Source organism: Jatrophihabitans sp., assembly GCA_036399055.1.
Taxonomy (GTDB): Bacteria; Actinomycetota; Actinomycetes; order Mycobacteriales; family Jatrophihabitantaceae; genus Jatrophihabitans_A.
The window spans coordinates 23,725-50,106 of sequence record DASWNX010000017.1 but is presented as its reverse complement, the minus strand read 5'-3'; the positions used below and the strand labels follow the sequence as shown (position 1 = coordinate 50,106).

General features: G+C 69.1%; 29 protein-coding genes and 2 tRNA genes. 15 read left to right on the top strand and 16 right to left on the bottom strand.

What is annotated here, in order from left to right; translation table 11 throughout:
• Positions 1-260 precede the first annotated feature (260 nt).
• The 3 genes from VGB75_06025 to VGB75_06015 form a co-directional block, all read right to left on the bottom strand.
• A complete protein-coding gene (locus tag VGB75_06025; GenBank protein HEY0166583.1) occupies positions 261-1,400 on the bottom strand; it encodes a tyrosine-type recombinase/integrase in 1,140 nt (379 codons plus the stop codon).
• A gap of 113 nt (positions 1,401-1,513) precedes the next feature.
• A complete protein-coding gene (locus VGB75_06020; GenBank protein ID HEY0166582.1) occupies positions 1,514-2,113 on the bottom strand; it encodes a hypothetical protein in 600 nt (199 codons plus the stop codon).
• Positions 2,114-2,430: 317 nt separating this feature from the next.
• Positions 2,431-2,513, bottom strand: a tRNA-Leu gene (locus VGB75_06015).
• Positions 2,514-2,681: 168 nt separating this feature from the next.
• Here VGB75_06015 and VGB75_06010 point away from each other — a divergent pair.
• The 7 genes from VGB75_06010 to VGB75_05980 all read left to right on the top strand — a co-directional run bounded on the left by VGB75_06010 (position 2,682) and on the right by VGB75_05980 (position 10,973).
• Positions 2,682-3,665, top strand: coding sequence for an FhaA domain-containing protein (locus VGB75_06010; GenBank protein ID HEY0166581.1), 984 nt, complete (start codon positions 2,682-2,684; stop codon positions 3,663-3,665).
• A gap of 23 nt (positions 3,666-3,688) precedes the next feature.
• Positions 3,689-4,141: an FHA domain-containing protein gene (locus VGB75_06005; GenBank protein ID HEY0166580.1), complete on the top strand. Its 453-nt coding sequence runs from the start codon at positions 3,689-3,691 to the stop codon at positions 4,139-4,141.
• 103 nt (positions 4,142-4,244) lie between these two features.
• Complete coding sequence (locus VGB75_06000) at positions 4,245-5,645, top strand: protein phosphatase 2C domain-containing protein (GenBank protein HEY0166579.1); 1,401 nt, start codon at positions 4,245-4,247, stop codon at positions 5,643-5,645.
• A gap of 31 nt (positions 5,646-5,676) precedes the next feature.
• Positions 5,677-7,080 (top strand): FtsW/RodA/SpoVE family cell cycle protein, encoded by a 1,404-nt coding sequence (locus tag VGB75_05995; GenBank protein ID HEY0166578.1) that lies wholly within the window; start codon positions 5,677-5,679, stop codon positions 7,078-7,080.
• Positions 7,077-8,567, top strand: a complete 1,491-nt coding sequence (locus VGB75_05990) for a penicillin-binding protein 2 (protein HEY0166577.1) — start codon at positions 7,077-7,079, stop codon at positions 8,565-8,567. Before VGB75_05995 ends, VGB75_05990 begins: the two co-directional genes overlap by 4 nt.
• A gap of 100 nt (positions 8,568-8,667) precedes the next feature.
• Positions 8,668-10,566: a Stk1 family PASTA domain-containing Ser/Thr kinase gene (gene pknB, locus VGB75_05985; GenBank protein ID HEY0166576.1), complete on the top strand. Its 1,899-nt coding sequence runs from the start codon at positions 8,668-8,670 to the stop codon at positions 10,564-10,566.
• 74 nt (positions 10,567-10,640) lie between these two features.
• Positions 10,641-10,973, top strand: coding sequence for a hypothetical protein (locus VGB75_05980; protein HEY0166575.1), 333 nt, complete (start codon positions 10,641-10,643; stop codon positions 10,971-10,973).
• A 78-nt stretch (positions 10,974-11,051) separates the two neighbouring features.
• On the opposite strand, the gene VGB75_05975 is transcribed toward VGB75_05980, so the two are convergent.
• The 4 genes from VGB75_05975 to VGB75_05960 all read right to left on the bottom strand — a co-directional run bounded on the left by VGB75_05975 (position 11,052) and on the right by VGB75_05960 (position 14,680).
• Positions 11,052-12,491 (bottom strand): DUF222 domain-containing protein, encoded by a 1,440-nt coding sequence (locus tag VGB75_05975; GenBank protein ID HEY0166574.1) that lies wholly within the window; start codon positions 12,489-12,491, stop codon positions 11,052-11,054.
• A gap of 247 nt (positions 12,492-12,738) precedes the next feature.
• On the bottom strand, positions 12,739-13,905 hold the full coding sequence (locus VGB75_05970) for an acyl-CoA dehydrogenase family protein (GenBank protein ID HEY0166573.1): 1,167 nt from the start codon (positions 13,903-13,905) through the stop codon (positions 12,739-12,741).
• 233 nt (positions 13,906-14,138) lie between these two features.
• Entirely contained in the window at positions 14,139-14,309 is a 171-nt protein-coding gene (locus tag VGB75_05965) for a hypothetical protein (GenBank protein ID HEY0166572.1), read from the bottom strand.
• Positions 14,310-14,386: 77 nt separating this feature from the next.
• Entirely contained in the window at positions 14,387-14,680 is a 294-nt protein-coding gene (locus tag VGB75_05960; GenBank protein HEY0166571.1) for a DUF2630 family protein, read from the bottom strand.
• 107 nt (positions 14,681-14,787) lie between these two features.
• On the opposite strand from VGB75_05960, the gene paaI reads away from it, so the two are divergent.
• Positions 14,788-15,246 carry a hydroxyphenylacetyl-CoA thioesterase PaaI gene (paaI, locus tag VGB75_05955; GenBank protein ID HEY0166570.1) on the top strand — a complete coding sequence of 153 codons (459 nt, stop codon included), beginning with the start codon at positions 14,788-14,790 and terminating at the stop codon, positions 15,244-15,246.
• Positions 15,247-15,278: 32 nt separating this feature from the next.
• Here the strand turns inward: paaI and VGB75_05950 are convergent, their stop codons facing one another.
• The gene (locus VGB75_05950; GenBank protein HEY0166569.1) at positions 15,279-15,683 is read right to left on the bottom strand and encodes a hypothetical protein; all 405 of its coding nucleotides are present in this window, start codon (positions 15,681-15,683) and stop codon (positions 15,279-15,281) included.
• A 160-nt stretch (positions 15,684-15,843) separates the two neighbouring features.
• On the opposite strand from VGB75_05950, the gene VGB75_05945 reads away from it, so the two are divergent.
• From VGB75_05945 to VGB75_05935, 3 genes are all read left to right on the top strand, one after another.
• Positions 15,844-16,221 carry a hypothetical protein gene (locus VGB75_05945; GenBank protein ID HEY0166568.1) on the top strand — a complete coding sequence of 126 codons (378 nt, stop codon included), beginning with the start codon at positions 15,844-15,846 and terminating at the stop codon, positions 16,219-16,221.
• Between the two features lie 78 nt (positions 16,222-16,299).
• Complete coding sequence (locus VGB75_05940; protein ID HEY0166567.1) at positions 16,300-17,016, top strand: response regulator transcription factor; 717 nt, start codon at positions 16,300-16,302, stop codon at positions 17,014-17,016.
• Complete coding sequence (locus VGB75_05935; protein ID HEY0166566.1) at positions 17,013-18,248, top strand: GAF domain-containing sensor histidine kinase; 1,236 nt, start codon at positions 17,013-17,015, stop codon at positions 18,246-18,248. The genes VGB75_05940 and VGB75_05935 overlap by 4 nt, the downstream gene beginning before the upstream one ends.
• Here the strand turns inward: VGB75_05935 and VGB75_05930 are convergent.
• From VGB75_05930 to VGB75_05920, 3 genes are all read right to left on the bottom strand, one after another.
• A complete protein-coding gene (locus VGB75_05930; GenBank protein ID HEY0166565.1) occupies positions 18,239-18,892 on the bottom strand; it encodes a signal peptidase I in 654 nt (217 codons plus the stop codon). The genes VGB75_05935 and VGB75_05930 overlap by 10 nt on opposite strands.
• A complete protein-coding gene (locus VGB75_05925; protein ID HEY0166564.1) occupies positions 18,889-19,278 on the bottom strand; it encodes a response regulator in 390 nt (129 codons plus the stop codon). Before VGB75_05925 ends, VGB75_05930 begins: the two co-directional genes overlap by 4 nt.
• A 114-nt stretch (positions 19,279-19,392) precedes the next feature.
• Entirely contained in the window at positions 19,393-20,016 is a 624-nt protein-coding gene (locus tag VGB75_05920) for a TasA family protein (protein HEY0166563.1), read from the bottom strand.
• Between the two features lie 189 nt (positions 20,017-20,205).
• Between VGB75_05920 and VGB75_05915 the strand changes: the two genes are divergently transcribed.
• Positions 20,206-20,481, top strand: coding sequence for a DUF3072 domain-containing protein (locus tag VGB75_05915; protein ID HEY0166562.1), 276 nt, complete (start codon positions 20,206-20,208; stop codon positions 20,479-20,481).
• 11 nt (positions 20,482-20,492) lie between these two features.
• Here VGB75_05915 and VGB75_05910 read toward each other — a convergent pair whose 3' ends face one another.
• The 3 genes from VGB75_05910 to VGB75_05900 all read right to left on the bottom strand — a co-directional run bounded on the left by VGB75_05910 (position 20,493) and on the right by VGB75_05900 (position 23,289).
• Positions 20,493-21,605: a hypothetical protein gene (locus tag VGB75_05910; protein HEY0166561.1), complete on the bottom strand. Its 1,113-nt coding sequence runs from the start codon at positions 21,603-21,605 to the stop codon at positions 20,493-20,495.
• Between the two features lie 699 nt (positions 21,606-22,304).
• Positions 22,305-22,835 (bottom strand): pyridoxamine 5'-phosphate oxidase family protein, encoded by a 531-nt coding sequence (locus VGB75_05905; protein HEY0166560.1) that lies wholly within the window; start codon positions 22,833-22,835, stop codon positions 22,305-22,307.
• Positions 22,836-22,842: 7 nt separating this feature from the next.
• Positions 22,843-23,289 carry a nitroreductase/quinone reductase family protein gene (locus VGB75_05900; GenBank protein HEY0166559.1) on the bottom strand — a complete coding sequence of 149 codons (447 nt, stop codon included), beginning with the start codon at positions 23,287-23,289 and terminating at the stop codon, positions 22,843-22,845.
• Positions 23,290-23,397: 108 nt separating this feature from the next.
• Here VGB75_05900 and VGB75_05895 point away from each other — a divergent pair, with 108 nt between their 5' ends.
• Positions 23,398-24,156 (top strand): methyltransferase domain-containing protein, encoded by a 759-nt coding sequence (locus VGB75_05895; GenBank protein ID HEY0166558.1) that lies wholly within the window; start codon positions 23,398-23,400, stop codon positions 24,154-24,156.
• 22 nt (positions 24,157-24,178) lie between these two features.
• Here the strand turns inward: VGB75_05895 and VGB75_05890 are convergent.
• Positions 24,179-24,266, bottom strand: a tRNA-Ser gene (locus VGB75_05890).
• 81 nt (positions 24,267-24,347) lie between these two features.
• On the bottom strand, positions 24,348-25,379 hold the full coding sequence (locus VGB75_05885; protein HEY0166557.1) for an aldo/keto reductase: 1,032 nt from the start codon (positions 25,377-25,379) through the stop codon (positions 24,348-24,350).
• Between the two features lie 193 nt (positions 25,380-25,572).
• Between VGB75_05885 and VGB75_05880 the strand changes: the two genes are divergently transcribed.
• Positions 25,573-25,872: a hypothetical protein gene (locus tag VGB75_05880; protein ID HEY0166556.1), complete on the top strand. Its 300-nt coding sequence runs from the start codon at positions 25,573-25,575 to the stop codon at positions 25,870-25,872.
• Positions 25,764-26,351, top strand: a complete 588-nt coding sequence (locus tag VGB75_05875; GenBank protein HEY0166555.1) for an HAD-IIA family hydrolase — start codon at positions 25,764-25,766, stop codon at positions 26,349-26,351. The genes VGB75_05880 and VGB75_05875 overlap by 109 nt, the downstream gene beginning before the upstream one ends.
• Positions 26,352-26,382 lie beyond the last annotated feature (31 nt).

The following is a 26,382-nucleotide window of genomic DNA, read 5'->3' as shown; positions in this document are numbered from 1 at the left end:
GATCGAATCCTGCTGGCGCAGACCGATCCGGGTGAAATGGAGTTGTGGCTCACTCGATGGTGGGCGACTCGTGTGGCACAGCTATTCAAAGGCGTGGTGGCTGTTGTCCCGGGCGGCGCGGGTTTTGCGCAAGCCGCTGCCCAAAGCGCCGAGTCTGCCTGGACCAGACGGGTGCCGACCGCGGCGCAGCAGTCGGAGAGTCGCCGCCGGTCCAGCACCGGAAGATGGCGAGTGCTCGCCTCAAGCGTGCACAACGCTGGTTACCGCGGAGTCTTGCGGACGCGCGGCTTGCGGTGCAGCCACGGGTGGTCGCCGCCGTAAAGGCGGACGACGACCGCTGCGACCTCGGTGCGGCTGGCCGCGGTGTAGATGTCGTTGACGTCGCCGGAGGAGTGCCGGGCGTACGCGCGGGCGACGGCCTTGCCGGCCAGACGCTCGACCACGGTGACCGCGTGATGGCGCAACACGTGTGCGGTGACCTGGTCGGTGTCGGCCCACTCGTAGGCGGCCTGGAGGCGGCCGAACAGGTAGTCCATCCGGCGTTCGGTGATAGGCGCTGCTGGGCGACGGCCACGGGGCCGCTTCACGAACACCGGGTCGTCCTTGGCGACCGCGCCGCGGGAACGTGCGAACTGCAGGAGCTTCGCAGCGAACCAGTCGGGGACTGGCTGCGGGACAAGCCTGCCGTTCTTCTCATCGAGCCAGATGACGCATTCCTCCAGGTCGATACCCCCGATGGTCAGGTTCAGCAGACCTTCCACCCGGGCGCCGCTGACCAGGATCGTCTCGCACAACATCCGGTCGAGCTCAGGGTCGTCACCGGTTGAGTCCACGAGGTCGAGCATCGCGTCGAGCTGGCTCTGTGTGAGCGCCATCCGGCCGCCTTCGCTGCGGTGCGGTTTGGTGATGTCGGCGGCCGGGCTGCAGCCCTTGGCGAGGTGACGCTCGGCGATGGCGTCTTTGAACATCCGCCGGAACGCGCCGACCGCGTTGTAACGCGGGGTGCTCCCGGCCTTGGCGAACTCGACTCGCCCGACTTCCCGGCGCACCGCGTTGCGGTCTTCGATGAGCTGCTGCGCCCGGACGTCGACCGCCTTGAGCGCCTCGTTCAGGGCAGAGGGCAGAACCTCATCGACGTACTTGTCGCCGATGCCGGCGTAGGTGAAGTCGCGTCCGCTCCACCCTTTCGAGAGCAGCAGCAGATAAGGCCGGTAGGTCCTCGCCGTGCTCGTCTCAATGTTGGCCAGGCACTCGTCGACCATCTCGCGGACCGTGATGCGGGTCAGGGCCGGGCCCGCATCAGGCCGGGTCAGGGCATGCTGGGCCAGCGCAGCGCTGATGGCCGCGACCAGGGCGGGGTCGGCAGCTTCGGTCGGGATGGCGTCGGGTTGTGCGTTCATTGTTTGCTCCTCAGCAGTAATCGTTTGTCCGGCACGTTGGCCAGCTGACATGTACCTGTCCGGGTAGGTCCGGGTCGCGCAATCGCCTCTGCGCGTGCGTTCGGGTTGTCGGGTCAGGCGACCGCTTCTGGTTGGAAACGCCTCCTCACGCCGGAGCGCGCAGGCGCCCCTGTCTCGAGTTGGTGCTCGCGAGAGGGCGCGGGCGCTGTGGTGGCAAGAGGGCCGGTCAACTGGGCGAGCGCAGCCGCGGCCGGCAGGAGAACGAGTTCGCCGGTGGCGGGGACTGCGATCGCCAGGACCTGGGTGGCCGGGTCGGCATTCAGGACAGCGACTGCCGAGGGGCTCAGGCGTAGTCGGCCCTTGGAGTCCAGCGTCACCGACTGCTGCGCCGGGCTGGAACGCGGCGCCGCGGACACCGTCACCCGGCCGCCAGCACAGGTGGCGACCAAGGCCGTTCCGGCAGACCAGCCGAGCGGCTTGGTGGCCTTGCCGACGCCGATGCGGTGCTGCGGATCAGCCATCGTGAGCACCGCGACGCGGTCGGTGTCGTCCAGGGCGGGGGTGAACGTCGGCTTGAACGCCACCGCCACCACCGGGGCGAAGCCACCCTGGGTCTCAATGGCTTCGGGCAGGGAGTCCGGCGAGACGGTGATCAGCTTGCGCTGCCGGGCCCGCTGATGGGTGGCCTTGATGCGTTCGTCGTAGGTCTGCACCGAGCTGTCTGTGCCGTGTCCGCCGCCGGCCGCAACCAGGTCCGGGCCGTCTACCGCGGGCGTTGACCCGGCGCGCTCACCCTGGCGCCCGGCGGGGCCGGCAGGCCAGGCCTGCTGAGGTGGCTCTGTGCGAGGGCAACCACAAACCCGCGAGGAATCGGGGGCAGGGCCGGGCGTCACCGCCGCGCCGGAGGAGGAGCAAGAACCGCCGAAGCTGCTTGCCGACGCCCGGGCAGCTCCGCACGGTGGTGCCGAGCGGTCATCCAGAAGGGGATCGCCGTCACCGGCGGGTAGCTGGGAAGAACCCCAGGATCTTGTGGGCAAGGGGGGAGTTGAACCCCCACGTCCTTACGGACACACGGACCTGAACCGTGCGCGTCTGCCATTCCGCCACTTGCCCGAGGCGTCTGAAAAGACGGCTCAGATTAGCACGACACCTTGGACGTACCTGCCGGGGCCGAAGCCCCGCGCAGATACCATCATCGAGATACCCGGGCCCGGGCCAGAGTCAAGACACAGGCTTGGGGAGCATCATGCCACCGACCAGCCCAGAGAGGAGGACGCGACGATGAGCCTCGCCCAGCGTTTTGAACGACGGCTTGAGGGCATGGTCGGCGCGGCCTTCGCCCGGGTCTTCAAGGGCCAGGTCGAACCGGTCGAAATCGGCAATGCCTTGCAGCGCGAGGCTGTGGACAAGAAGGCGGTGATGGGCAACGGCCAGGTGCTGGTGCCCAACCGCTACCGGGTCACCCTCGGCGCCTCCGACTACGAGCGGCTGTCTCCCTGGGAGGTCCAGCTCACCCGTTCGCTGGCCGAGCTGGTCCAGGAGTACCTCGACGACAACGGCCTGGCCACCATCGGCGACATCGAGGTGTACCTGGCTCTGGACGAGGCCCTGCACACCGGCGTCTTCGGGGTCGCCTCCCGGATGGAGCCGCAGGCCCCGCCGCGCCGCCGGCCGATGGACTCGATGTCGATGCCGGTGATGGCCGGCCGGCCGGATGAGTACTTGCAGCCCTACGGCTCGCCGCCCCAGGGCCCGCCCGCCCAGGCGCCGGCCCCAGGACAGGGCTCCCAGCAGGCTGCGGTCGCCGTCCCACCTGCGCCGGTCCTGCAAGCGCCAGTCCCGCCAGCGCCCTCCGCCCGGCAACCGGGGCAGGACGAGCGAGCGCAGGACGAGCGATCCCGGCAGGCAGAGCCGCCGCCCACCCAGTTCTCGCCGGCGGTCCAGCCGCCCTACGCCCAGCCGCCGCGCCGCCCGGCCTACCAGGCCAGGCTGAGCGTGGACGGCACGCCCCGGGTGGTGCACCTCAACGCGGGCAGCAACGTCATCGGCCGGGGCACCGACTCCGACCTGCAGTTGATGGACCAGGGCGTCTCACGCCGGCACGCCGACGTCCACATCGCCGACGGCCAGGCCACCGTCTATGACCTCGGCTCCACCAACGGCACCTCGGTCAACGGCCACAGCGTGCGCAGCCAGCTGTTGCAGCACGGCGACGTGATCCGGGTCGGGCACACCCGGCTGGTGTTCCACGAGGACAGCTCTTGACCTCGCCACTGGCGATCCAGCTGATGCGCTTTGCCTTTCTGGCACTGCTCTGGCTCTTCCTGTTCGGCATGATCCGGGTCATCCGGCTCGAGCTGCGCACCGCCGGCGCCCCCCGGGTGCCGGTGCCCGCCAAGCCCAAGTCGAAGAAGGCCCGGGCCGCGGCCTCGGAGAGCCGACCCGGTCGCGGCGCGCTGTCGCAGCTGATCGTCACCGAGGGCAGCCTGGCCGGCACCAGGGTCGCGCTGACCGGCAAGCCGATCCTGATCGGCCGGGCGAACGACTCCACCCTGGTGCTGACCGACGACTACGCCTCCACCAGGCACGCCCGGATCAGCGAGAACAACGGCACCTGGTACCTCGAGGACCTCGGCTCCACCAACGGCACCTACGTCGGCCAGAACAAGGTCACCGGCCCGCTGCCGCTGGAGGCCGGCGTGGTGATCCGGATCGGCAAGACGGCCATGGAACTCCGATGAGCGCTCCCGCCGAGGCCGCCGGCGCCACGACTGCCACCGCCACCGCCACGACCGCCACCGCCACGACCGCCACCGCCGCCGCCACGAGTCGGACGACCCTCGCATGGCGCTGACGCTGAAGTACGCGGTGCGCTCGGATCGCGGTCTGGTCCGCGGCAACAACGAGGATTCGGTCTACGCCGGGCCCCGGTTGCTGGCGATCGCCGACGGGATGGGCGGCCACGCGGCCGGCGAGATCGCCTCCAAGATCGTCATCGGCACCGTGGAGAGCCTGGATGAGGACCGGCCCATCGCCGACCTGATCGGCTCGCTGCGCGACACGGTGGCCGACGCGACGGCGGCGCTGGCCCATGCGGTCGACGAGAACCCGGCGCTGGAGGGCATGGGCACCACCCTCACCGCGATCCGGTTCGCCGGCAGCCGGATCGCGCTGGTGCACGTCGGGGACTCCCGCGCCTACCTGCTGCGCGGCGGCCAGCTCAGCCAGATAACCCACGACGACACCTACGTCCAGTCACTGGTCGACTCGGGCAAGCTCACCGCCGACGAGGCATCACACCACCCGCGCAAGTCGGTGATCCTGCGGGCGCTCAACGGAACCGAGGTCGACCCCGACATCTCGATCCGGGAAGCCCGCAAGGGCGATCGGTACCTGCTCTGCAGCGACGGCCTGAGCGACGTCGTCACCGCGACCACCCTGCTGGAGACCCTCGCCTCAGGCACTCCCCAGGGCTGCGCGGACCGGTTGATCGAGCTGGCGCTGCGCGGTGGCGGCCCTGACAACGTCACCTGCATCGTCGCCGACGTGGTGGACCTGTCCGACGGCGACGACGTGCCGATCGTGGGCGGGGCGGTGACCGACCGGGTCGAGACGATGGACTCCGGCTCGAACTCCCCGGCCACCCGGGCAGCGCGGATGTCGAGCCAGGACCGGGTCGAGCCGCCGGCGGCGCAGTCCCGGCGGGGCAGGAAGCGCTGGTTGGCCAGCGGCCTGGTGGCGCTGTTGCTGGTGGCCGCGGGGATCGGCGGCTACCTCTGGACCCAGAAGCAGTACTTCGTCGGCCAGAACGGTGACGAGGTCGCCGTGTTCCAAGGGGTGAACGCCGATTTCGGCCCGGTCAACCTGTATTCGGTGATCCAGGGCAGCGACCTGCGGGTGGCCGACCTGACCCAGTCGGCCAGCGGGCAGGTGCTCAACGGCATCACCGCCCACAGCCGTGCCGACGCCGAGGCGATCCTCAAGCGGCTGGCCGCCGAGCTGAAGCCGCTCTGCCCGGTCGCCACCCCGACGCCCTCGCCCGCCGCCTCGCCCACTGCCTCGCCGCCCCGCACCGCGACGCAGAGCCGGACGCCGACGCAGAGCCGGACGCTGACCAGGCCGGCGACCACCGCCCGGACCAGCGCCGCCCGGACCAGCGCCGCCCGGGCCAGCGTGACGCCCAGCGCGCCGACGCCGACCCCGTCGCCCTCGGACCTGCCCGTCCAAGGGGTGGACTGCCGATGACCGGGCACCGAGCGCACGGCCAGGCCTGCCCGTGAGCCGGCCCTACCGGATCGCGACCCGGCGCGGCACCGAGCTGCTCTTCGTGTTCGCCGCGGCGCTGATCGTGGCCTGCGCGGAGGCGTTCGTCGAGATCACCCGCGAGAACAAGCTCTCCGGCCATGTCGTGACCTACGCGCTGGTGGTGCTGGCGGTCGGGCTGGTCAGCCACGCCGCGATCCGCAAGACCGCCCGCTACGCCGACCCGCTGCTGCTGCCGTGCGCCGTCCTGCTGGTCGGCCTCGGGCTGGTGATGATCCACCGGCTGGACCTGGGCCTGGCCCAGCAGGCAGCCGAGAACGGCGTCACCTACACCGGGGTGGCCGCGGCCAGTCAGGTGGTCTGGGCCTTCGTCGGCCTGGCCGTCTTCCTGGCGGTGCTGCTGGGGATCCGCGACCACCGGGTGCTGGCGCGCTACGCCTACACCCTTGCCCTGGTCGGGCTGTTCCTGCTGATGCTGCCGGCGGTGCTGCCCGCCCAGTACAGCGAGGTGAACGGCGCCCGGATCTGGATCCGGGTGGCCGGCTTCTCGATCCAGCCGGGTGAGATCTCCAAGATCGCGCTGACGATCTTCGCCGCCTCCTACCTGGTCGACAAGCGCGACGTGCTCTCCCTGGCCGGTCGCCGGGTGCTGGGCATCGACCTGCCGCGCGGCCGCGACCTGGGCCCGGTGCTGGTGGCCTGGCTGATCAGCATCGGGGTGCTGGTGCGCAACCACGACCTGGGCACCTCGCTGATGTTCTTCGGGTTGTTCGTGGTGCTGCTCTACGCCGCCACCGAGCGGGTCAGCTGGGTGATCATCGGCGTCCTGCTGTTCGCCGGCGGCTGCGTGGTGTCCTATGAGCTCTTCGGCACCGTCAGGGAACGGGTCACCGTCTGGCTGCACGTCTTCGACTACCTGCAGTCCGAGGGTTACCAGATGAGCCAGTCGCTGTTCGGCCTGGGCACCGGAGGGCTGTTCGGGGCCGGCCTGGGCGGTGGCCGTCCTGAGCTGGTCCCGGTGGCCAAGTCCGACTTCATCCTGGCCTCCTTCGGCGAGGAGACCGGACTGTTCGGCCTGGTCGCCATCCTGGCGCTCTACCTGGTCTTCATCTCCCGTGGCTTCGCCACCGCGCTGACCGTCCGTGACTCCTTCGGCAAGCTGCTGGTCACCGGCCTGTCGTTCTCCTTCGGCCTGCAGTTGTTCGTGGTGGCCGGCGGCATCTCGCGGCTGCTGCCGGTGACCGGCCTGACCACCCCGTTCCTGTCCTACGGCGGCTCGTCGCTGGTGGCCAACTTCGGGCTGCTGGCGTTGCTGCTGCGGGTGTCAGACGCCGCGCGCCGGCCCCCGACCACGCCGCCCTCGGCGGTCACCACCGAAAGCGGCCCGGTTCCGATCACGGCAGGGGACAACCCGTGAACCGGCCGATCCGACGGGTCGGGGTGTTCGTCGCCATCCTGCTGCTGGCGGTGGTGCTGAACCTGAACTGGGTGCAGGTGATCAAGGCCGATCACTACAAGGACAACAGCGCCAACCGGCGCACCGTGCTCGATGAGTACAAGCGCCAGCGAGGCTCGATCGTCCTGCAGGGCTCGGGAACACCGGTCGCGGAGTCGATTCCGACCAAGGACGCGCTGATGTACCTGCGCAAGTACTCAGGCGGCCCGGTGTACGCAGCGGTCACCGGCTTCAACTCGCTGTACTACGGCAACACCGCGATCGAGGCGGCCGAGGACGGGGTGCTGGCCGGCACCGACGACCGGCTGTTCGTGCAGCGGCTGACCAACCTGCTGACCGGCCGGGACACCCGGGGCGGCAACGTCCTGCTGACCGTCAACAAGCAGGCCCAGGCGGCGGCCTACCAGGCGATGGGCCCGCGGCGCGGTGCGGTGGTGGCGCTGGACCCGGCGACCGGCGCGATCCTGGCCGCGGTCAGCACCCCGTCCTTCGACCCCAACACGCTGAGCTCGCATTCGGCGGAGAAGATCCAAGCCGCGTACAAGAGGTACAACGCCGACCCGCAGAACCCGTTGCTCAACCGCGTCTTCAACGTCACCTACCCGCCTGGGTCGGTGTTCAAGGTGGTGGTGGCCAGCGCCGCGCTGAAGAACGGCCGGACGCCGCAGACCCGCGTTCCGGCGCCGAACACGCTGACCTTGCCCAACACCCGTACCCAGCTGCGCAACTTCGGCGGTGAGCAGTGCGCCGACGGCAAGACCGACACCCTCATCCACGCGCTCACCATCTCGTGCAACACCGCCTTCGCCCAGCTGGGCATGGACCTGGGCGCGGACACCCTCAAGCGCGAGGCGGCGCTGTTCGGCATCGACGACAGTGGCTTCGGCGTTCCCCTGGGTGTGGCGGCGTCCTCGGTCGGGCCGGTCGTGGACGAGCCGTCGCTGGCCCAGTCCAGCATCGGCCAGCGCGATGTCCGGGTCACCCCGTTGCAGGCTGCGATGCTCTCGGCCGCGGTGGCCAATGACGGCAAGCTGATGAAGCCCTACCTGATCGCCGAGGAGCAGGCGCCGAACCTGGCGGTGTTGAGCCACCCGGACCCGCAGTTGCTCAACCAGGTCATGAACCCGACCCAGGCCGATCAGCTGACGTCGATGATGGTCGAGGTCGTGAACAGGGGCAGCGGCACTGCCGCCCAGATCCCGGGCATCCAGGTCGCCGGCAAGACCGGCACCGCTGACAACGGCCCGCAGAACTCCGACGGCGTGTACCTCAACCCCCCGCATGCCTGGTTCTCCGGCTTCGCCCCGGCGGACAACCCCAAGATCGCGGTGGCAGTGATCATCGAGAACGGCGGGGTGCGGGGCAGTGAGACCACCGGCGGCCTTGAGGCGGCCCCCGTGGCGCAGGCCGTGATGAAGGCTTATCTGGCCGCGATCGGGGTTAAATGAGGGGCTTTACGCGGCAGCGCGGCGGTGTGAGGCGGCAGCGGCGGTATGTGGCAGGACAGCACGACGGTGTGGCAAGGCAGCGAGACGGTGAGGACGTCCGATGACGGCAGCAGCACGGTTGATTGGCGGCCGCTACGAGATCGGGGAACTGCTCGGCTACGGCGGCATGGCCGAGGTGCACAAGGGCAGGGATGTCCGCCTGGGCCGCGACGTCGCGGTGAAAGTCCTGCGCGCCGACCTCGCGCGTGACCCGTCGTTTCAGAACCGGTTCCGGCGCGAAGCCCAGGCCGCTGCCGGGCTGAACCACCCTTCGATCGTCGCGGTGTACGACACCGGCGAGGACGATGGGCCAGAAGGTCACACCCCCTACATTGTGATGGAGTACGTCGAGGGCCACACGCTACGCGAGGTGCTCAAGAACCAGGGGCAGTTGCCGCCCCCGCAGGCCATGGAGATCACGGCGGAGGTGTGCGCGGCGCTGGACTTCTCGCACCGTTCGGGCATCGTGCACCGTGACATCAAGCCGGGCAACGTGATGATCACCAGCGCCGGCTCGATCAAGGTGATGGACTTCGGGATCGCCCGGGCGCTGGCCGACAACGCCGCGACGGTGACCGCCACCGCGGCGGTGATCGGCACGGCGCAGTACCTGTCACCGGAGCAGGCGCGCGGTGAGGCCGTCGACGCCCGCTCGGATGTCTACTCGACCGGATGCCTGCTCTACGAGCTGCTCACCGGGCACCCCCCGTTCACCGGTGACTCGCCGGTGGCGATCGCTTACCAGCACGTCCGGGAGAACCCGCAGGTGCCGTCCTCGGTGAACCAGGTCGTGCCGCCGGCGCTGGATTCGATCGTGATGAAGGCGCTGGCCAAGAACCCGCTGAACCGCTACCAGACCGCCGCCGAGATGCGGGCCGACCTGCAGCGGGCGCTGAGCGGTCAGGCGGTCGAGGCCGAGTCGGTGATGACCGACGCCCAGCGGACCCAGTTCATCGCGGCGGCCAAGCCCGCCACCCGGCAGGGGGTGCTGACCCCGGTCTATGACGACGAGGACGACACGGCCCATCACCGCGGCGCGCTGATCTGGACCGCCGTGGTGCTGGCGCTGCTGCTGGTCATCGGCGCCGCGGCGCTCTACCTGCTGCGCAAAGACGACACCTCCAACACTCCGGTGCTGTATCAGGTACCAGCGCTGGTGGGGTTGTCGCCGGCGGCCGCGATCGACACCCTGCGCAGCAACCACCTCATCCCCGCACCCGGCAAGCCGGAGGGCAGCAATGGCCCGTGCAGCGCCGGCGGCGAGGCGCCGGTGTTGAAGAACCCGACCAAGGGCCAGGTCTGCACCCAGAACCCAGAGGCCGGCAAGGAGGTGGCCGACGGCGCCACCGTCAGATTCACCGTCTACGCCGGCCCTGCCGACGTGCAGGTGCAGAACGTCGTGGGGCTGTCCTACAGCGAGGCTCAGAAGGCGCTGGCGTCGGAGGGTCTGGCGGCCAGCCGGTCCGACATCGACAGCGCGAAGCCGGCCGGTCAGGTGATCGGCCAGGACCCGCCGGCCAACGCCTCGGTGCCACCAGGCACCACCGTCAAACTCCAGGTCGCCAATGGCAAGGTGAAGCTGCCCGACGTCACCAGGCTGACCGAACAGCAGGCCAGGGTGAAGCTCAACCAGCTGGGATTCACCACCATCGCCCGATCGAACACCGCCCCGGTGCAGCAGGGCTACCAGATCGGTCAGGTGATGGCGATCGACCCGACGCCGGGCATCTTCTACAACCCGTCGACCACGATCACCCTCACCGTCGCGGTGAAGCCCGCCTGCCCGACGCCGACCCCCACGCCGACGCCGACCCCCACGCCGACGCCCAGCGCGTCCGCTTCGGGTACCCGCACGGGCACCGGCGCGCCGTCGGCTACTGCGAGCAAGAGCAGCACCCCGACGCCCAGCACCTCAGCCGTGCCATCTCCGACCCCGAACCCGTCCTGCACTCCGGGCTAGACGAAGGTCACCGGGAGACTGGGGCGGACCTGGCGAACCTGCCGCAGCCGCTCGTGCTCATGCATACTCACCCCGTGACGAGCCACCGGGCAGGGCGGACGGGCCTGCGAGAGTGGCGCTCCGAGGAACGAGCGAAGTATCTCGGACTGCGAAGGGCGGGAGGGCTGATCCGCCGCGATCCCCGGTTGCTCGGCTGGCTCTTGCTGTACCTCGCGGTCACGTTCGGGATGCTGATCGTGGGACTAGCTCTTACGGATCGATTGAATGACTTCGGTTCATGGGCTATCTACCCCGGCTTGGCCGCTGGCTCCATATTCGGGCGTCGGCTCTACGAGCGGCATCAGCTCCTCGAACGCGCCGAGAACGCACCGGCCGACGGCCGGAACGGGATGGAAGATCCGAGCTAGCGCCAGAGGCCAGGCTCGTACCTGCTTCCAGCATCCCTTGCTGTGGCCTGACTGCCATGACCATGGTTGGAGTGGCTACTAACCGCCGAAGGGGAACGCCTGCCTAGAACGGGGTGGCTGCGGTTCGTTAGCCGGTCTGGCACGGGGGGCAGTGGGCCTGACCACGGGCGGCTTAGGCATGGGCCAACGCTCGGGTGGCTTCGTGCGGTACTGCCGGCCGGTCGGGCTGGTCCACTGGGCGCCGCCGGTGCTGAAGTCTCGTTTCACCCGCCAGCCGGCTTGGGTCTTGGCGTTGTGATGCCGGCGGTGCAGCGGCTGCAGATTGTCTGCGCTCGTGCTGCCGCATGGGTAGGGGACGACGTGGTCCAGGTCGGATCGGCGAGCTCGGTGCGCGCAGAACGGAAACGCGCATTCGCCGTCGCGTCCGATGACGTGATCGCTGAGGTGACGCGGCGGCCGGTACCGGGTGGTTCCGTAGTCCAGCAACTGCCCGCTGACCGGGTCGGTGACCAGACGCCGCCACCTCCCCGTCGGATCGTGCGCGAGTTGCCGGGCGTAGCCGGCGGTGATGGCGCCGTAGCCGTCGAGCCAGCCCGGCTCCTCGTCCTGTCCGGCCAAGCTGGACAGCGCGACCGTGACGTTGATCGCCGGCCGGTGCCCCTGCGAAGTGGGGAGCTCACCGCCGATGCCATTGAGCACCGCGTTCACCAGCGCGTCGGCCCGCAACTGGTCCATCGTCCGGCTGTCGTCGGCCGGCGCCATCCGGGCGGCGGCGTCGACCTGGTCGTAGAGCAGGTGGGCTTGTGCCGCGGGCAGTAGGGCCATCAGCCAGGACGACCCGTGATCGGCTGGCGCGATGCGGACGTGCCGGTCGGCCACCGAGCGCTGATGCTTGAGCTCAGCCGACGCCGGGTCGAGCTGGAGCGCGACGCGCTTGGCGGCACGCTTGAGCTGTGCGGTGGACTGCTGGTGCGCGTCCTTCAGCACCCGGGCCTCGAAGTCGGGCAGGACCTCGTCCGGCAGCTCGTAGGAAGCCTCGGTGATCGCGGTTGCCTGGGCCATGCCGATCCGGCCCTCGGACAGCGCGTTCAGCGTCGCGGGCAACTGGTGGCACAGTTGTTCGGAGTTCTTGAGCAGGTTCTGCGCCGCCGAACCGGAGAGCCCGAGCGCGCAGCCGACCTCTTCGACGCACCAGTGCTTGTGCGTGGAGTCCTGTTTCGAGATAAGGCTCAAGAGCGAGAGCTGACGTGCTGAGAGCCATGCCTGCTGCCGTTGCTGGGCAGCCGCGGCGTCGATTCGTTGGGCCGGACTCAGCTCGTGGAAGTTCAAGGAAGCCAATCGGGCGATCTCGTACAGACCGGGTCGCCGCCATGCCAAGCCATGACGCAGTGCCTCCTCTGCGCAAGGAAGGGCCTCTGAACACGGCGCATTCTCAAGACATGCATTTCTAAGACTCAGCGTATTAGCTTGATATAGCGCAGCATCGGCTTGATCGGCAAAAATAATGACTGACGCCACCGGTGATTCTGGTTCTGCCAACTCGACCAAGACCAAGGTGGCAGGCGGCTCCTGCGGCAACGCGGCTTCGTCCAGCGGGGGCAGGAAATCCCACTGGCGGAGGTCGAAGTCGGCTGCGATCACGCTATCTAGGATAGCCGGGCCCACTGACAAGATTCAGCCCTGATTTGGCTTACCAATAAAGCAGATTCGCCATGATAGCTCACAGCGGGACAGCACTAGACCAGCTGAGCGGCCTGCCACCGACTCAGTAGGACTTCGGCAGGCCCAGTGAGAACTGAGCCACGAAGTTGAGCAGCATCTCTTTGCTGACCGGAGCGATCCGCATCGCCCGCACGACGCCGAGCAGCGCGCCCAGGCCGTACTCACTGGTCAGGCCGTTGCCGCCGTGGGTCTGGATCGCCGCGTCCAGGGCATTCCAGGCCGCTTCCCCGGCGGCGTACTTGGCCATGTTCGACGCCTCGCCGGCGGCCATCGCGTCACCCGCGTCGTGGGCGCCGGCAGCCTTGTAGACCATCAGCTTGGCCAGTTCGGTCTCGATGTAGGCCTTGGCCAGCGGATGCGCGATCGCCTGGTGCGCTCCGATCGGCTGCTTCCACACCGTCCGCTCGTTGGCATAGCGCGCCGCCTTGCCCAGCGCGAACCGGGCGGTGCCGATCGAGAACGCCGCCACGGTGATGCGCTCGGGGTTGAGGCCGGCGAACAGCGCGGGCAGCGCAGCGTCCAGCGACCCGCCGATCACGTTCTCGACCGGCACCTCGACGTCGTCGAAGTAACAGAAGAACTGCCGCTCCGGCGAGACGATCTCCATGTCGATGGGGTGGTACTCCAGGCCAGGCGCGTCGGTCGGCACCACGAACAGCGCCGGACGGATCTGGCCACCCTCGCGCGAGGCCGGGGATTGCCCGACCACCAGGATGTAGTCGGCCTGATCGACCGCGGAGATGTAGTACTTGCGACCGTTGACGGTGTAGCCGCCGTCGGGCCGCTGCACGGCACTGGTGGAGATCTTGTGCGAGTTCGACCCGGCGTCGGGCTCGGTGATCGCGAAGGCCATCTTGATGGAGCCGTTGGCCATTCCCGGCAGCCACCGCTGCTTCTGCTCCTCGGTGCCGCTCTGGGCGATGATGGAGGCGCAGATCGCCGGTGAGACGACCAGTAGCAGCAGCGGCGCTCCCGCCGCCGCCAGCTCCTCGCAGACGATCGCCAGCTCGGTGATGCCGGCCCCGCCACCGCCGTACTGCTCAGGGGTGCTCACCCCGATGAACCCGAGAGCAGCGGCTTTCTCCCACAGCTCGGTGGTCACCTCGTGCTTGCGCGCCTTGGCCAGCCAGTAGTCCATTCCGAACTCCCGGCCGAGGTCGGCGACGGCCGCTCGCAGCGCCAGTTGCTCGGCGGTTTCGGCAAAGTCCACTTTGTACGCTCCTCGCGGGGTCGGGCTGGAGGCACCGACGCTACCGGGGCAGGGTGGAACGGGCGCCGAGCAACGGCGAGGAGCCGTCACCTCGCGATGCCACCGGCCGGGAACCCGGTGAACCGCAGGCCGACCGGCTCAGGCCAACCAGGCCCACCGGCTCAGACCAACCGCAGGACCACCGGCTCAGGCCAATCAGGCCCACCGGCTCAGGCCAACCAAGCCCAGCCGGGTCAGCTGTGGCCACCCATTCCGGCCTGCATGGCGTAATAGTCGTCGTTGGCCGAGCCCGGGGTCGGATCGGCGGCCGGACGCAGCAGCCGGTCCTTCTTCAAAGATCGGAGCGCGCGCAGCGCCGAGTCCCGGTCGGCCGGCTCGGAAGTCCTCCAGAAGCGCAGTCGCATCGAACCTCCAAGGCCTCACCCTGGCGTCAGCATAGGGCGCATCCGGTAGGCGCGCACCCCCTACGTCGGCGTACGCCTCAGCTGCGCCAACCGTCGTTGAAGTCGGAGTCCTCCGAACGCCCCGACCTACCCGAATCGCTCATCGCATCCGAGTCATCGGAGTCCCGGCTGGCATCCGTGCCGTACTCCTCCTCCGCCCGCCGGTGCCGGAGCATGTCCCAGCACCGGTCCAGCTCACGCTCGATCGCGTCCAACCGGCTGCGCTCGGCCGAGTTCAGCCCGATGCCGGTGTGCGTCGAGCGCAGCTCGCGCTCCTCGGCGACCAGGTCCGAGATCTGGTGCAGGATGGGTCGCTCACTCTCATGTGACATCGCTGGCATCCCTTCGAGAAGTGCGGATCCGCAGGCTCACTGCCTCAACCCTACGACCAGCCTCGGCTCACCGGACTGCTGCTGCGCCGCGCCGTTAGCCTGAGCCCATGACCGAGGACCCGCCGGCCGAGGACGCCGCCCGCGAACTGGCCCAGCGGTGCATGCGCGCCATGCTCGACGCCGACGCCGCCTCGGCCTCGCTGGGCATCAGAGCGCTCTGGGCCGCCCCGGGACAGGCCGAGATGGCGATGACGGTGACCCCCGTGATGCTCAACGGCCACCAGATCGGCCACGGCGGCGTGGTCTTCACCCTCGCCGACACCACGTTCGCGGTGGCCTGCAACAGCTACAACCGCACCACGGTCGCGACGGGCTGTGACATCGACTTCGTCGCCCAGGTCCACCCCGGTGACGAGCTGCGAGCAGTCGCCCAGGAGCGTTACCGGCGCGGACGCAGCGGCCTCTATGACGTCACGGTCCGGCGCGCCGACGGGGTGGTGGTGGCCGAGATGCGGGGCCGGTGCCGGGAGATACCTGGCGTCGTGGTGCCCGAGCCGGAGGCTTAGGCCGATCTGAAGGCTCAGGCCGATCTGAAGGCTCAGGCCGATCCGGAGATCAGCTGGAGCAGGGCCAGGGCGTAGGCCTGTTCGGGGTCGGCATGACGCACCTGCACCGGCGCGGAGTTGACCTCCAGCCGTACCCGCCAGTCCCCGTCGGCCCGGTCCAGGCTGCGAAACGTCCCGGCGAGCAGCTCGCGCAGCTGGGTCTCGCGCGGCAGCCAGACGGCGTCGCGGTCCTCCACCGAGTCCAGCGCCCATTCGGTGGTGCCGTTGAACCCGATCACCTGGCCGTGCTCGAGCTGGTGCACCTCGACGGTCATGTCGCTGAGCACGAACACCTCCTCGTCCATGCCGCGGTCGACCACCACGAACCGGTCGCCGGAAGCCGGGGTCCAGCGCAGGCCGGCGTCGCGGAGCAGGCGCGCGGTTTCGATCGAGATCACCTTTTCAGTATGGCCAGGACGAGCAGTCCCAGAAATCTTGAGCAAAACCTGAGCCGAGAACCAGGTGAGGTTTACGTGAGTTTGGCAAGGTAAGTGCTGGCCGGGACCTGTCCCGACCCGCCAGCGTGATCAGATCCGGCAGAGAAGGGGCGAGGGCGCGATGCGGAGTTCCACCGTTACCGCAGTGCTGCTCGCCGCGACCCTGTGGGCCGCGCCGGCGGTGGCCGAGGCCAGCTTCAACCAGCAGGCGGCCTCGGCCCAGTCGGCCAGCAGCGCGCTGCTCAACCCACCGACCAACCTGTCCTCCTCACGCAGCAGCTGCGCGCTGACGATGTCCTGGACGCCGACCGTCGATGCCAAAGCCAGTGGCTACAAGCTGCTCAACTATGGCACCCCCCTACCGGTGACCCTCGCGCCCAAGACGCTCAACAACTACCGGTTCAACATGACCAAGAACGTCACCTACTCCTTGACGTTGGTCACCACCTACCTGAACTGGACGAGCAGCCCCACCCCGGCCATCGTGGTCAAGTGCTGAGCGCCGCTTAAGAAGCCGGCGCCCCTGGTTCTGGCGTTTTGCTATGCCTGCGAGCGGTCGGTCACCTACGGTGACTGTGTGCTGGTCGAGAGAGCGTGGTCTGCCGTCATCATCGATGACGACGCTGACATCCGCGCCCTGATCGGGGAGCTGCTGCGGCAGTCCGGGTTCCAGGTGACCGAGGCGGCCACCGGCGCCGAGGGAGTCGCCGCCGTCCGCGAGGCCCAGCCCGACGTGGTGACCCTGGACCTGAACCTGCCGGATCTCGACGGCATCGAGGTGTGCAGGCGGATCCGTGAGATCACCGACGCCTATGTGGTGATGCTGACCGCCCGCCCGGACGAGATCGACCGGTTGATGGGGCTGGAGATCGGCGCTGATGACTATCTGACCAAGCCGTTCAGCCCGCGCGAGTTGCGGGCCCGCATCGCGGCGATGCTGCGCCGGCCGCGCTCGACCGGCGCGCCGGCGGCCGAGCCGGGCCCGCCGCCGGCGTCGGTGCGCCACGGCGGTCTCGAGGTCGACATCGAGGGGCGGCTGGCGCTGTTGGACGGGGTGGAACTCGAGCTGACCCGCACCGAGTTCGACCTGCTGGCCACCCTGCTCTCAGGCCCTCGACGGGTCTGGCCCCGCGAGACGCTGCTGCGGACAGTGTGGGGGACCGACTGGGTCAGCGACGGCCACCTGGTCGAGGTGCACATGGCCAATCTGCGCCGCAAGCTCGGTGACGATCCGCGCAGCGGCCGCTACATCCGGACGGTCCGCGGCGTCGGTTACCGGCTCGGCGTCGGATGACCTCGGCCAGCCCGGTCACCGCGGCCGACCGTGAACGCGACCGGATCGCCGCGCTGCGCGAGTACGGCATCGTGGCCCGGTTGCCGGTTCAACGGCTCAGTCCCGTCGATGAGGCGACCCTGGCCGGTTTCACCGAACTCGCCGCTCACGTCTGTGGCGTCAGCAGGGCGGTGCTGAACCTGATCGATGACCAGCACCAGTTCCAGCTCGCGGCATTCGGCTGCGAGCCGCTGGTCTCGGCCCGCGCCGACTCCATGTGCGAGGTCACCCTGCGCCTGGGTGAGCAGCTGGTCGTTCCGGACACCCGGCAGGACGAGCGGTTCACCTCGAACCGGTGGGTGACCGGGGAACTGGGCCAGGTCCGGTTCTACGCGGCCAGCCCGTTGCGCGCGCCCGGCGGCCATCTGGTGGGAACCATCTGCGTCTTCGACCCCGAGCCCAGGACGCTGAACGCCGAGCAGCGCACCGCGCTGCAGACGCTGGCCGTCGGCGTGGTCGACGTGCTCGAGCTGCGCCGACGCTCCGATCAGTTGCGCCAGACGGTGGCCGAGCTCGCGCGCTCGCACCGGCAGCTCGCCGCCTTCGCCGGACAGCTCAGCCACAACCTCAAGACGCCGCTGACCGCGTCGCTGGGCTTCGGCGAGCTGCTGCAGGATCATCCGGCGGTGCGCCAGGACCCGGCAGCGTTGGAGTACGCCAACCGGTCGGTGTCGGCGAGCCAGCGGATGATGTCAGCCATCGACCAGCTGCTCAGCTACGCCAGCATGGGCGGCACGCCGCAGCACGAGGCGGTGCGGGTCCCCGAGCTCGTCGAGGAGGTGCTGGTCGATCTCGGGCCGGCAGCCGCGGACGCCGAGGTGCGCTGTGATCAGGCCGAGGTGGTCGCGGACCCGGTGCAGCTTCGGGTGCTGCTGCTCAACCTGATCGAGAACGCCGTGACCTACCGGAATCCGGATGTGCGCTGCGAGGTGGCGGTGACCGTCGCCGCGACGAGCTGGGGCAGCGAGCTGAGGGTGGCCGACAACGGTCCGGGCATCCCCGCCGAGCAGCGTCCGGCGGTGCTGCGGCCGCTGGTGCGGCTGGAGTCAGAGACCGCCGGGACGGGGCTCGGCCTGGCCACCTGCGAGCGGATCGTGGCCGCCCACGGTGGGACGCTGTCGATCACCGACACCGCGGGCGGTGGCACGACCGTCTGCGTCCGGCTGCCCAGAGCCGGCGCCGGTCAGAGCTGAGCGCTCACACTCAGGGCCGGCTTGGCCGGCTTGGCGGGCTTGGCCGACGGGGCTTGCTTGGCTAGTGTGACCGGCTTGGCCGGCGGGGCTTGCTTGGCTAGTGTGACCGGCTTGGTCGGCGGGGCTTGCTTGGCCGGCTTGGCCGGCCGCCAGATGCCCAGCAGGAGCCAGCACACCACGAGCAACGGCACCGCGGTGGTGAGCGCGGTGTGCACCACCGGGGTTCGCAACGCCCGGATCACGGTGCCGGCCTTGGGCACGACAGCGCGCACCTGCCAGACGGTGTCACCGGACAGGGTGGCCGTCCACGGATCCTCGGCGGCGTTGGCATCGCCCTTGGTGCGGATGTTGACGATGCCCGGGCCGGGACGGCGCACCTCGGTCACCCGGTGGCTGACGACCCGGCGGTCATCGACGGGGATGTGATAGGTCAGCACCTGGCCGACCCGCACGTCGGCCAGCGCCAGCGGGGTGTCGACGATGACGTCCCCGGCCTGGATGTCAGGCGACATGCTGGCGGTGAGCATGGTCGCGGTGCGGTAGTGCAGCAGTCGAGGGCCGAGCGTGACCGACAGCAGCACGAGCACGGTCAAGCCGAGCAGCAAGGTGCTCAGCAGCCGACCGCTTCGCCGCAGCAGGGTCATGCCAGCGCTCCGAGTAGTGACCGGACCCGTTCCACGAGCACAGCAGGCCGGATCGGCTTGGTGAGGTAGTCATCGGCGCCGGCCTGCAAGCCGGCTTCGCGGTCCTGCTCGGTGCACAGCGCGCTGATCAGCAGCACCACTGTCGCGGCCGTCCGAGGCTCTGCCTTGAGCGCCCGGCAGACGTCCAGGCCGGACAGCCCCGGCATCGACACATCGGAGATCACCAGATCCGGCACGAGCTCGCCTGCCTGATCCAGAGCCTGCTGGCCAGAGCTGGCCACCTGCGGCCGGTAGCCGGCGCCGTGCAGCGTCGCTGAGAACAAGGCCCGGATGTCGTCGTCATCTTCGACCACCAGAAGGCGGGCTGGACGCTCGGTGTAGGTCATCGCGGGCTTCTTTCGGGGCTGTGCGCGAAGGTGCGGGTCGGTCAAGCGTGCGACGCGATGGTGGAAAAGCTGATCCCGGCCGGGCCGCGGCCGGGATCAGCTCGCTCGGGGCGGCTACTGGCTGGTGGCCGCGCGCTGGGTGCCGGTGAAGGTGAAGTTGAGGACCGACGACTGGTTCTGGAAGGTGTTGTCAGCGGCGGCGGGGAAGCTCATGGTCGCCACCAGGTTGTCGGTGTTGTTCGGCGCCAGGGCTGCCAGGTTGGTCAGCACCATGTTGGCGCCGATCACCGCGCGGGTGGTCAGCACGGACTTGGTGGTTCCCGAGCAGCTGTAGGAGTAGGCCGGCGCGGCGCCGGTCTCGGTCCAGGGGACGGAGCAGGAGTCGATCTTGAGCTGCAGGCCGAGGGTCGGGTCGGAGTCGAGCTTGGAGCTGGTGGTGGCGGTCGTGGTCAGCGTGATGCTGGACAGCGCCTGGTTGCCGGCGGCGTTGGTCAGGGTGACAGCGCGCTGCACGGTGTCCCCCGGCACCAGGCCGGAGGCGGCGACGCTGAATCGGTTGGCCGCGGTGTTGGCCGCGCCGAGGGAGATCGAGACGGTTCCGGAGCTGACGCTGGCCGAGGCGGAGGTCGAGGAGGTGAAGGCGCCGAAAGTGCCCAAGCCCGCTGCTGCCGCTGCGGTTCCGAGCAGCGCGGCCGAAACGAGGACCTTGCTTCGGACCGAGTTGAGGTGAAGCGACATCGCAGATCTCCCTGATTGGTCCGGTCGGGGGTTGACCGGGGTTGTGGACTGATAGGAAGAACTGTGCCAATGTTTGTTCTGCGTAAGGTATTGGCAAGGCTCAAGGTTGGTCCCGAGAAGCCTCAAGCCCCGCTCAAGGCCGCCTTCGCCTTCGCCAAGGCCGCCTTCGCCTTCGCTAAGGTGAAATGCATGAGCGAACAGTCCGAATCAGCCCGCGACTCCGACGACCAGGGCGACGGTGACACCATCGGGGCCAGCAGCCCTGGAGCCGCCGGCACCACCGCGAAAGATCCGAGCGACTGGGTCACCGGCGACGAGCCGATGACCGGCGCTCAGCGCAGCTACCTCGACACGCTGGCGCGTGAGGCCGGCGAGCAGTTGCCGGCCGACCTCACCAAAGCGCAGGCCTCCGAGCACATCGACCGGCTGCAGGCCAAAACCGGACGCGGCGGCGACTCTTCCTGAGGCGGTTGCGCTCAGGCCTCAGGACCCAGCGATTCCGACGGTCGTCGCGCCGCTGCCCTGGTGATCAGCTCGGCCTCTGAGACCGCCAGCAGGTCGGCGGAGGTGTGACCGTCTCGGGGCTTGGCCGCGACCGCCACCAGCGCCGAGACGCCCCGCTGCTGCAGGGCGGTCCGCATCCGCATCGCCAGGGACTCGGCGTTGGCGCCCGGGCAGTCCGCCAGGAGGATCGCCAGGCCCGACTTGCCCATCGCGCCGATCGCGTCGCAGCCGACCTGCATCCGAGCCACCAGGCTGACCGCGGCCGGGTCGGTGGTCTGGATCCGCATGATCGCCGTGACCGGACAGGCGGCGACCACCTCTCTGGCCACCGTCAGCCAGGCTGCTTCGGTCATCGGGCGGATCGTCGGGTCATCGGCAACGTGCAGGTCTGACTGCACAGCCCAGCGTTGGATCACGATCGCCGCCGGCAGTGAGAGCCAGGCCAGCGGGATGTGCAACGTGATCAGCTGCACCTGGGCCGTCGCCAGGGCGATCGTCAGGACCTCGAGCTTGTGGCTCTCGGCTTTGAGCAGCAGGCGCAGCGCTTGGCGCTGGCCCGCCGACAGCATCGCCAGGGCCACGGCCGCCAGGCCCACCGCCATGTAGCTCAGTGCGGCAAGCGCCAGGGCTAGCGGCGCGGGCAAAGCAAGCGCCATGCAGCCGTGGGCCGCGGTGGCGGCCAGAATCGCGCCGGCAGTGCTGTAGACGTATCGGTGCGGCGTCGCCTGACCGGCGATGTTGCGAGCCGGCCATTCGGCTATCGCGGCGGCCACGATGACAGCGGCCACGAGCGTCATGGGAAGCAGGACCGCCGCCGCGAACGTCCAGGTGGCAAGCAAATTCGGGCAGAGGGTCGGCAGCTTCTCCTGCCGCAACGCGCGCCGGGCCCGCTCCCAGCCCACCGTGAAGCGGGAGTACACGATGCTGAGGGAGGCCAGCAGGGCCGCGGTTCCGAGTTCGGACTGCGTGACGGCGCCGGGCGAGGCCAGCGCGGCCCCCAGGGCGGCGAGGTCGACAGCGATGATGAGGATGATCGCCGACCTCGATGTCCGCCATAGCGACCACGCGGATATCGCTTTCACCATGACCTTCTCCCCGCCGGATCGACCGCTAACCGTGCGAACACCGGGGTGACGACCATGCAGGTGGGTCCAACCGTGACGCTCCGTGGAGACAGACAGTACATACCGAACTTCTCGCTGTCACGCGGTAAGCGAAGTAACTGAGTCGAAATGACCAGCCGTTGTCACAAACTTTCAGCAGCGGGTGAATGGCATAACACCTTTCGTTCTCAACGCTGCGGTCGATGGTGTCCTTTGCGCCGCTGTGGCGCGCGTTCGGACCGTCCGTCCTATGCCTACGCACTTCCCGCTGGTTCGCGTCTACAAAGTCCGCGATCTGTCTGAAATTAATAGACGTTTAGCTGGGCACCGTCAACGCGTGGGATCTCGAAGGGGCCGCTAACCTCAGGGTTTGCGCCTTGGCTATGGCCAGACTTGCTGATTCTCTATGCGATTTTCGCGCGCCAAAGGGGGGTGACAACGATGCAGAACTACGAATGGGTCTGATAAGCGGCTTCCTTGCTTTGGCGGCTTACTCCGACAGTTGAGTTAGACGATTGAGTTAGCAGCCAAAGCGCGGGACCGGGGTTTACCGAATGGTGGCCCCGGCCCCCGGAATCGCTGTAAAGGTTGTGCGACATCGCCTGACGCTCCCTCGTTCCACCCGAAGCGGCGATGTTCCACCGAAGCGGCGATGTTCCACCGAAGCGCCGGTGCGCCGGCTCAGAACCGCCAGCGGGTCGCGCCACCGGGCTCGACCGTGGCGAGCGCGGTCACCGTGCGCGCGTCCACCCGGTACACCGACCAAGGCGGCGGGCCCGCGGACGGAGCGCTGTAATCGGCCGTGATAGCCCGCCCGGTGGCGTCAACCTGAGCAGGCCATCCCTCGGCCGCCCAGCGCGCTGCCATCGCCGCCACCGTTGACGGGTCGGTGACCTGGCGGCCCTCGCCTTCGACGACCAGATCGAATTGCTCGGTCGCCAGACTGAGCGCGCAGCGCGGGTCGCGGGCGAGGTTGCGCCCCTTACGGGTGCGCTCACCGGTCTCGAACCAGAACGCGCCTTCGGCCCAGAGGGCGCCGATGCCGGTGACGTGCGGGCTGCCGTCTGGATTGATCGTCGTCAACCAGCAGGTGTGCCGGTTCGGACCTCCCGAGCCCGGCGCCTGGGGCAATCCGGCGTCGAGTCGAGCGGCCACCGCCGCCCAGTCCATCATCGGCAGGTCATAGAGGTCAGCGAGGTTGGTCGCGTCCATGGGTGTGTCAGACCGTGCCGGGGTGAGCTTGGGGCTCGAGCAGCACTAGGGGGATCTCGCGATCGGTGCGCTTCTGATAACCGGCGTAGTTCTTGTGCCGCTCTGCGATGAGCGGCCACATCCTGGCGCGTTCTTCGGGGGAGGCGATACGGGCACGCATCCCCTGCTGGGGCCTGCCCACGACCCGCACCTGGACTGCCGGATTGTCGCGCAGGTTGAGAAACCAGGCGGGATGGATGTCATCGCCCCCGCGGGAGGCGACGACCACATAGGCATCGCCCTCTCGCAACGGCGAGGTGAGCATGACCGAACGCGGCTTGCCGCTCTTGCGCCCGATGGTGGTCAGCTCCAGCGAGGGCATCCCGCCGAAGCTGGCTCCCACCCGGTCGCCGGTGAGCTTGAGCGCGACCCGGTGCACGGCATTCATGGACTTGAGCATGAGGTCACTGGGCATGGAAAAACTCTAGACGCCTGTCGCCGCACGAGGGGGTCCAGCCGAATGCGTATTCGGCGCAAGCGACGGATCACCCTGAGGGGTGAGCCGAGCGGCTAGATTGACGCGATGAGTTTCGAGGTCGATCCAGCGGCCTACGGCGAGTTCATCGGCCGCTACTCCGAGCCGCTGGCAGCCCAGTTCGCCACTTTCGTCGGAGCCCGCGCCGGTCAGCGCGCGCTGGATGTCGGCTCCGGTCCGGGAGCGCTGACTGCGGTGCTTGTCGAACGGCTCGGCCCGCAGGCAGTCGTGGCGGTCGATCCTTCGGCCTCCTTCGTGTCGGCGATCCGCCGCCGCCTGCCCGAGGTCGAGGTCCAGCAGGCACGGGCAGAGCGGTTGCCGTTCGACGACGAGGCGTTCGATCTCGTGCTGGCCCAGCTCGTCGTGCACTTCATGGACGATCCCGAAGCTGGAATCGCCGAGATGGCCCGAGTCGCCCGCCCTGGCGGCGTCGTGGCCGCATGCGTCTGGGACCACGCCGGCGGCCTGGGACCGCTGACCGTCATCTGGCGCGCCATCCGCGACCTCGATCCGGCCGCGCGCGACGAGTCGGGCCTGCCCGGCGTGCGCGAGGGCCACCTCGTCGAGCTGTTCGGAAACGTCGGCCTGCACCCCGTCGAACAGACCACACTCACCGTGAGCGCCTCGTTCGCCGACGCCGACGCATGGTGGCGACCGTTCACCCTCGGCGTCGGACCAGCCGGAGCCTACGTCGCGCAACTGACCCCCGACCATCGCGAGAGCCTGCGCGCCCGCTGCGCGCAACTGCTGCCCCCGGGCCCCTTCACCGTCGAAGCGACGGCCTGGACGGCGAAGGCGCGCGTCTAGCCCTGGGGCTGACGTGACGCGCTGGCGGAGGGTGTGGGATTTGAACCCACGGACAGTCTCCTGTCGAGCGCTTTCAAGGCGCTTGCACTCGGCCGCTATGCGAACCCTCCAGAACGCGACAGCCCGCAGGACTGGCGCTCTGGGTTAATTCTGGCAGAGCCGGCGCCGGCGCCCACCGGCGGATAGCTCGCTCAGTGACCGTCGGCGATCTTGCGCGCCCGCTGCTGGACGCCTGGCTCGCCGTAGGGGTAGTCAGCGGGCTCCGGATCGCTGGCCACGTCCAGCAGTTCGGTCTGCGCGGCGCTCAGGCGCAGGTCCGCGGCCTGCAGGTTGTCCTCGAGCTGCTCGGTCGTCCGGGCGCCCAGGATCACCGAGGTCACCGCGGGACGGTCCGACAGCCAGGCCAGCGCGACCTGGGCCATCGTCGCCCCCTGCTCGTCGGCGACCGCCCGGACGGCGTCGATGACGTCCCAGGTGCGCTGCCGGCCCGAGCGGCGGTCATAGGCCTCCACACCACGGTCGGGATTCTCACCGAGGCGGGTCGAGCCTGACGGTCGCTCCTGCTTGCTGTACTTGCCGGTCAGCCATCCGCCGCCGAGCGGTGACCAGGGCAGCAGGCCCAGGCCGTTGGCCAGGCTGGCCGGCACGATCTCCCACTCGATCTCGCGCGCCAGCAGGTTGTACTGCGGCTGCAGGGTGACCGGGACGCTCAGCAGCAGGCGCTCGGCGGTGTCGACCGCCTGCTGCAACTGCCAGCCGGTGAAGTTCGACAGGCCCAGGTAGTTGATCTTGCCGACCTGGACCGCGTCGTCCAGAAAGCGCAGGGTCTCCTCTATCGGCGTCAGCGGATCGTGGGCGTGCACCTGGTACAGGTCGATCCAGTCGGTCTGCAGCCGTCGCAGCGACGCCTCCAGCGCCAGCCTCAGATGCCGACGGGACAGGCCGTGGTCATTGACTCCGTCGGCCATCGGAAACCGGCCTTTGGTCGCCAGCACGATCCGGCTGCGCTGACCGGGATTGGCCGCCAGCCAGCGCCCGATGATCTCCTCGCTCGACCCGCCGCTGTAGACATTGGCGGTGTCGACCAGGTTGCCACCGGCGTCGAGGAACCGGCTCAGCTGGGCGTGCGCGCCGTCGGCGTCGGTCTCGGTGCCGAAGGTCATCGTGCCCAACGCCAGATTCGACACCACCGTGCCGCTGCGACCGAGCAACCGGTACTGCATGCCAACCCCCCGAAGTAGCTGTCATTCCTTCCTACACCTACTTCGCCAGACGTGACTGGGACCGTGACGCCGCCCCGGCGTCGTCATCGGAGTCGGTCCGGGCGCCCGCCGTAGTCTGGTGTCGAGGCCAGCCCCGCCGCGGCCAGAGACACCTGGCTTGCCAGCGACGTGGCGTCGATCCTCAGGAGCTGCGATGAGCACCCGGCCACCCATCGAATGCTGGCTCACCGACATGGACGGCGTGTTGGTCCATGAGGACAAGGCGTTGCCCGGCGCGGCGGAGTTCCTGCAGCGGCTGGTGGAACGGCAGCGCCGGTTCCTGGTGCTGACCAACAATTCGATCTACACGCCCCGCGACCTGGCCGCCCGGCTGGTCCGGGCCGGATTGCTGGTTCCCGAGCAGCCATCTGGACCTCGGCGCTGGCGACCGCGGCGTTCCTGGCCGATCAGCTGCCTCACGGCTCGGCCTACGTCATCGGCGAGGCGGGGTTGACCACCGCCTTGCACGAGATCGGCTACACCCTGACCGACACCGACCCGGACTTCGTGGTGCTCGGCGAGACCCGGACCTACTCCTTCGAGGCGATCACCAAGGCCATCCGGCTGATCGGCGCGGGGGCCCGCTTCATCGCCACCAACCCTGACGTCACCGGCCCGTCGGCCGAGGGCCCGCTGCCGGCCACCGGGTCGGTGGCGGCGCTGATCAGCCGGGCGACCGGCAAGCAGCCGTACTACGTCGGCAAGCCCAACCCGATGATGTTCCGCAGCGCGCTGAACCGGATCGAGGCGCACTCGGAGAACACCGCCATGGTCGGCGACCGGATGGACACCGACGTGGTCGCCGGCATCGAGGCCGGCCTGGAGACCATCCTGGTGCTGACCGGCTCCACCGGACCTGAGCAGATCGACCAGTTCCCCTACCGCCCGAGCAGGATCCTGAACTCGATCCAGGACGTCATCGAACTCGTGTGAGCTCAATCCCGCGCCGGGCAGGGGCTGCCCG

Bases quoted from the DNA above. Each gene is read 5' to 3' on its own strand.
- pknB (HEY0166576.1), top strand. From the start codon at position 8,668: ATGACGGCAGCAGCACGGTTGATTGGCGGCCGCTACGAGATCGGGGAA.
- VGB75_05895 (HEY0166558.1), top strand. From the start codon at position 23,398: ATGAGTTTCGAGGTCGATCCAGCGGCCTACGGCGAGTTCATCGGCCGC.
- VGB75_05885 (HEY0166557.1), bottom strand. From the start codon at position 25,379: ATGCAGTACCGGTTGCTCGGTCGCAGCGGCACGGTGGTGTCGAATCTG.
- VGB75_05915 (HEY0166562.1), top strand. From the start codon at position 20,206: ATGAGCGAACAGTCCGAATCAGCCCGCGACTCCGACGACCAGGGCGAC.
- VGB75_05900 (HEY0166559.1), bottom strand. From the start codon at position 23,289: ATGCCCAGTGACCTCATGCTCAAGTCCATGAATGCCGTGCACCGGGTC.
- VGB75_06005 (HEY0166580.1), top strand. From the start codon at position 3,689: ATGCGCTTTGCCTTTCTGGCACTGCTCTGGCTCTTCCTGTTCGGCATG.
- paaI (HEY0166570.1), top strand. From the start codon at position 14,788: ATGACCGAGGACCCGCCGGCCGAGGACGCCGCCCGCGAACTGGCCCAG.
- VGB75_05880 (HEY0166556.1), top strand. From the start codon at position 25,573: ATGAGCACCCGGCCACCCATCGAATGCTGGCTCACCGACATGGACGGC.
- VGB75_05960 (HEY0166571.1), bottom strand. From the start codon at position 14,680: ATGTCACATGAGAGTGAGCGACCCATCCTGCACCAGATCTCGGACCTG.
- VGB75_05920 (HEY0166563.1), bottom strand. From the start codon at position 20,016: ATGTCGCTTCACCTCAACTCGGTCCGAAGCAAGGTCCTCGTTTCGGCC.
- VGB75_05945 (HEY0166568.1), top strand. From the start codon at position 15,844: ATGCGGAGTTCCACCGTTACCGCAGTGCTGCTCGCCGCGACCCTGTGG.
- VGB75_05910 (HEY0166561.1), bottom strand. From the start codon at position 21,605: ATGGTGAAAGCGATATCCGCGTGGTCGCTATGGCGGACATCGAGGTCG.
- VGB75_06025 (HEY0166583.1), bottom strand. From the start codon at position 1,400: ATGAACGCACAACCCGACGCCATCCCGACCGAAGCTGCCGACCCCGCC.
- VGB75_05965 (HEY0166572.1), bottom strand. From the start codon at position 14,309: ATGCGACTGCGCTTCTGGAGGACTTCCGAGCCGGCCGACCGGGACTCG.
- VGB75_05905 (HEY0166560.1), bottom strand. From the start codon at position 22,835: ATGGACGCGACCAACCTCGCTGACCTCTATGACCTGCCGATGATGGAC.
- VGB75_05930 (HEY0166565.1), bottom strand. From the start codon at position 18,892: ATGACCCTGCTGCGGCGAAGCGGTCGGCTGCTGAGCACCTTGCTGCTC.
- VGB75_05935 (HEY0166566.1), top strand. From the start codon at position 17,013: ATGACCTCGGCCAGCCCGGTCACCGCGGCCGACCGTGAACGCGACCGG.
- VGB75_06010 (HEY0166581.1), top strand. From the start codon at position 2,682: ATGAGCCTCGCCCAGCGTTTTGAACGACGGCTTGAGGGCATGGTCGGC.
- VGB75_05925 (HEY0166564.1), bottom strand. From the start codon at position 19,278: ATGACCTACACCGAGCGTCCAGCCCGCCTTCTGGTGGTCGAAGATGAC.
- VGB75_06000 (HEY0166579.1), top strand. From the start codon at position 4,245: ATGGCGCTGACGCTGAAGTACGCGGTGCGCTCGGATCGCGGTCTGGTC.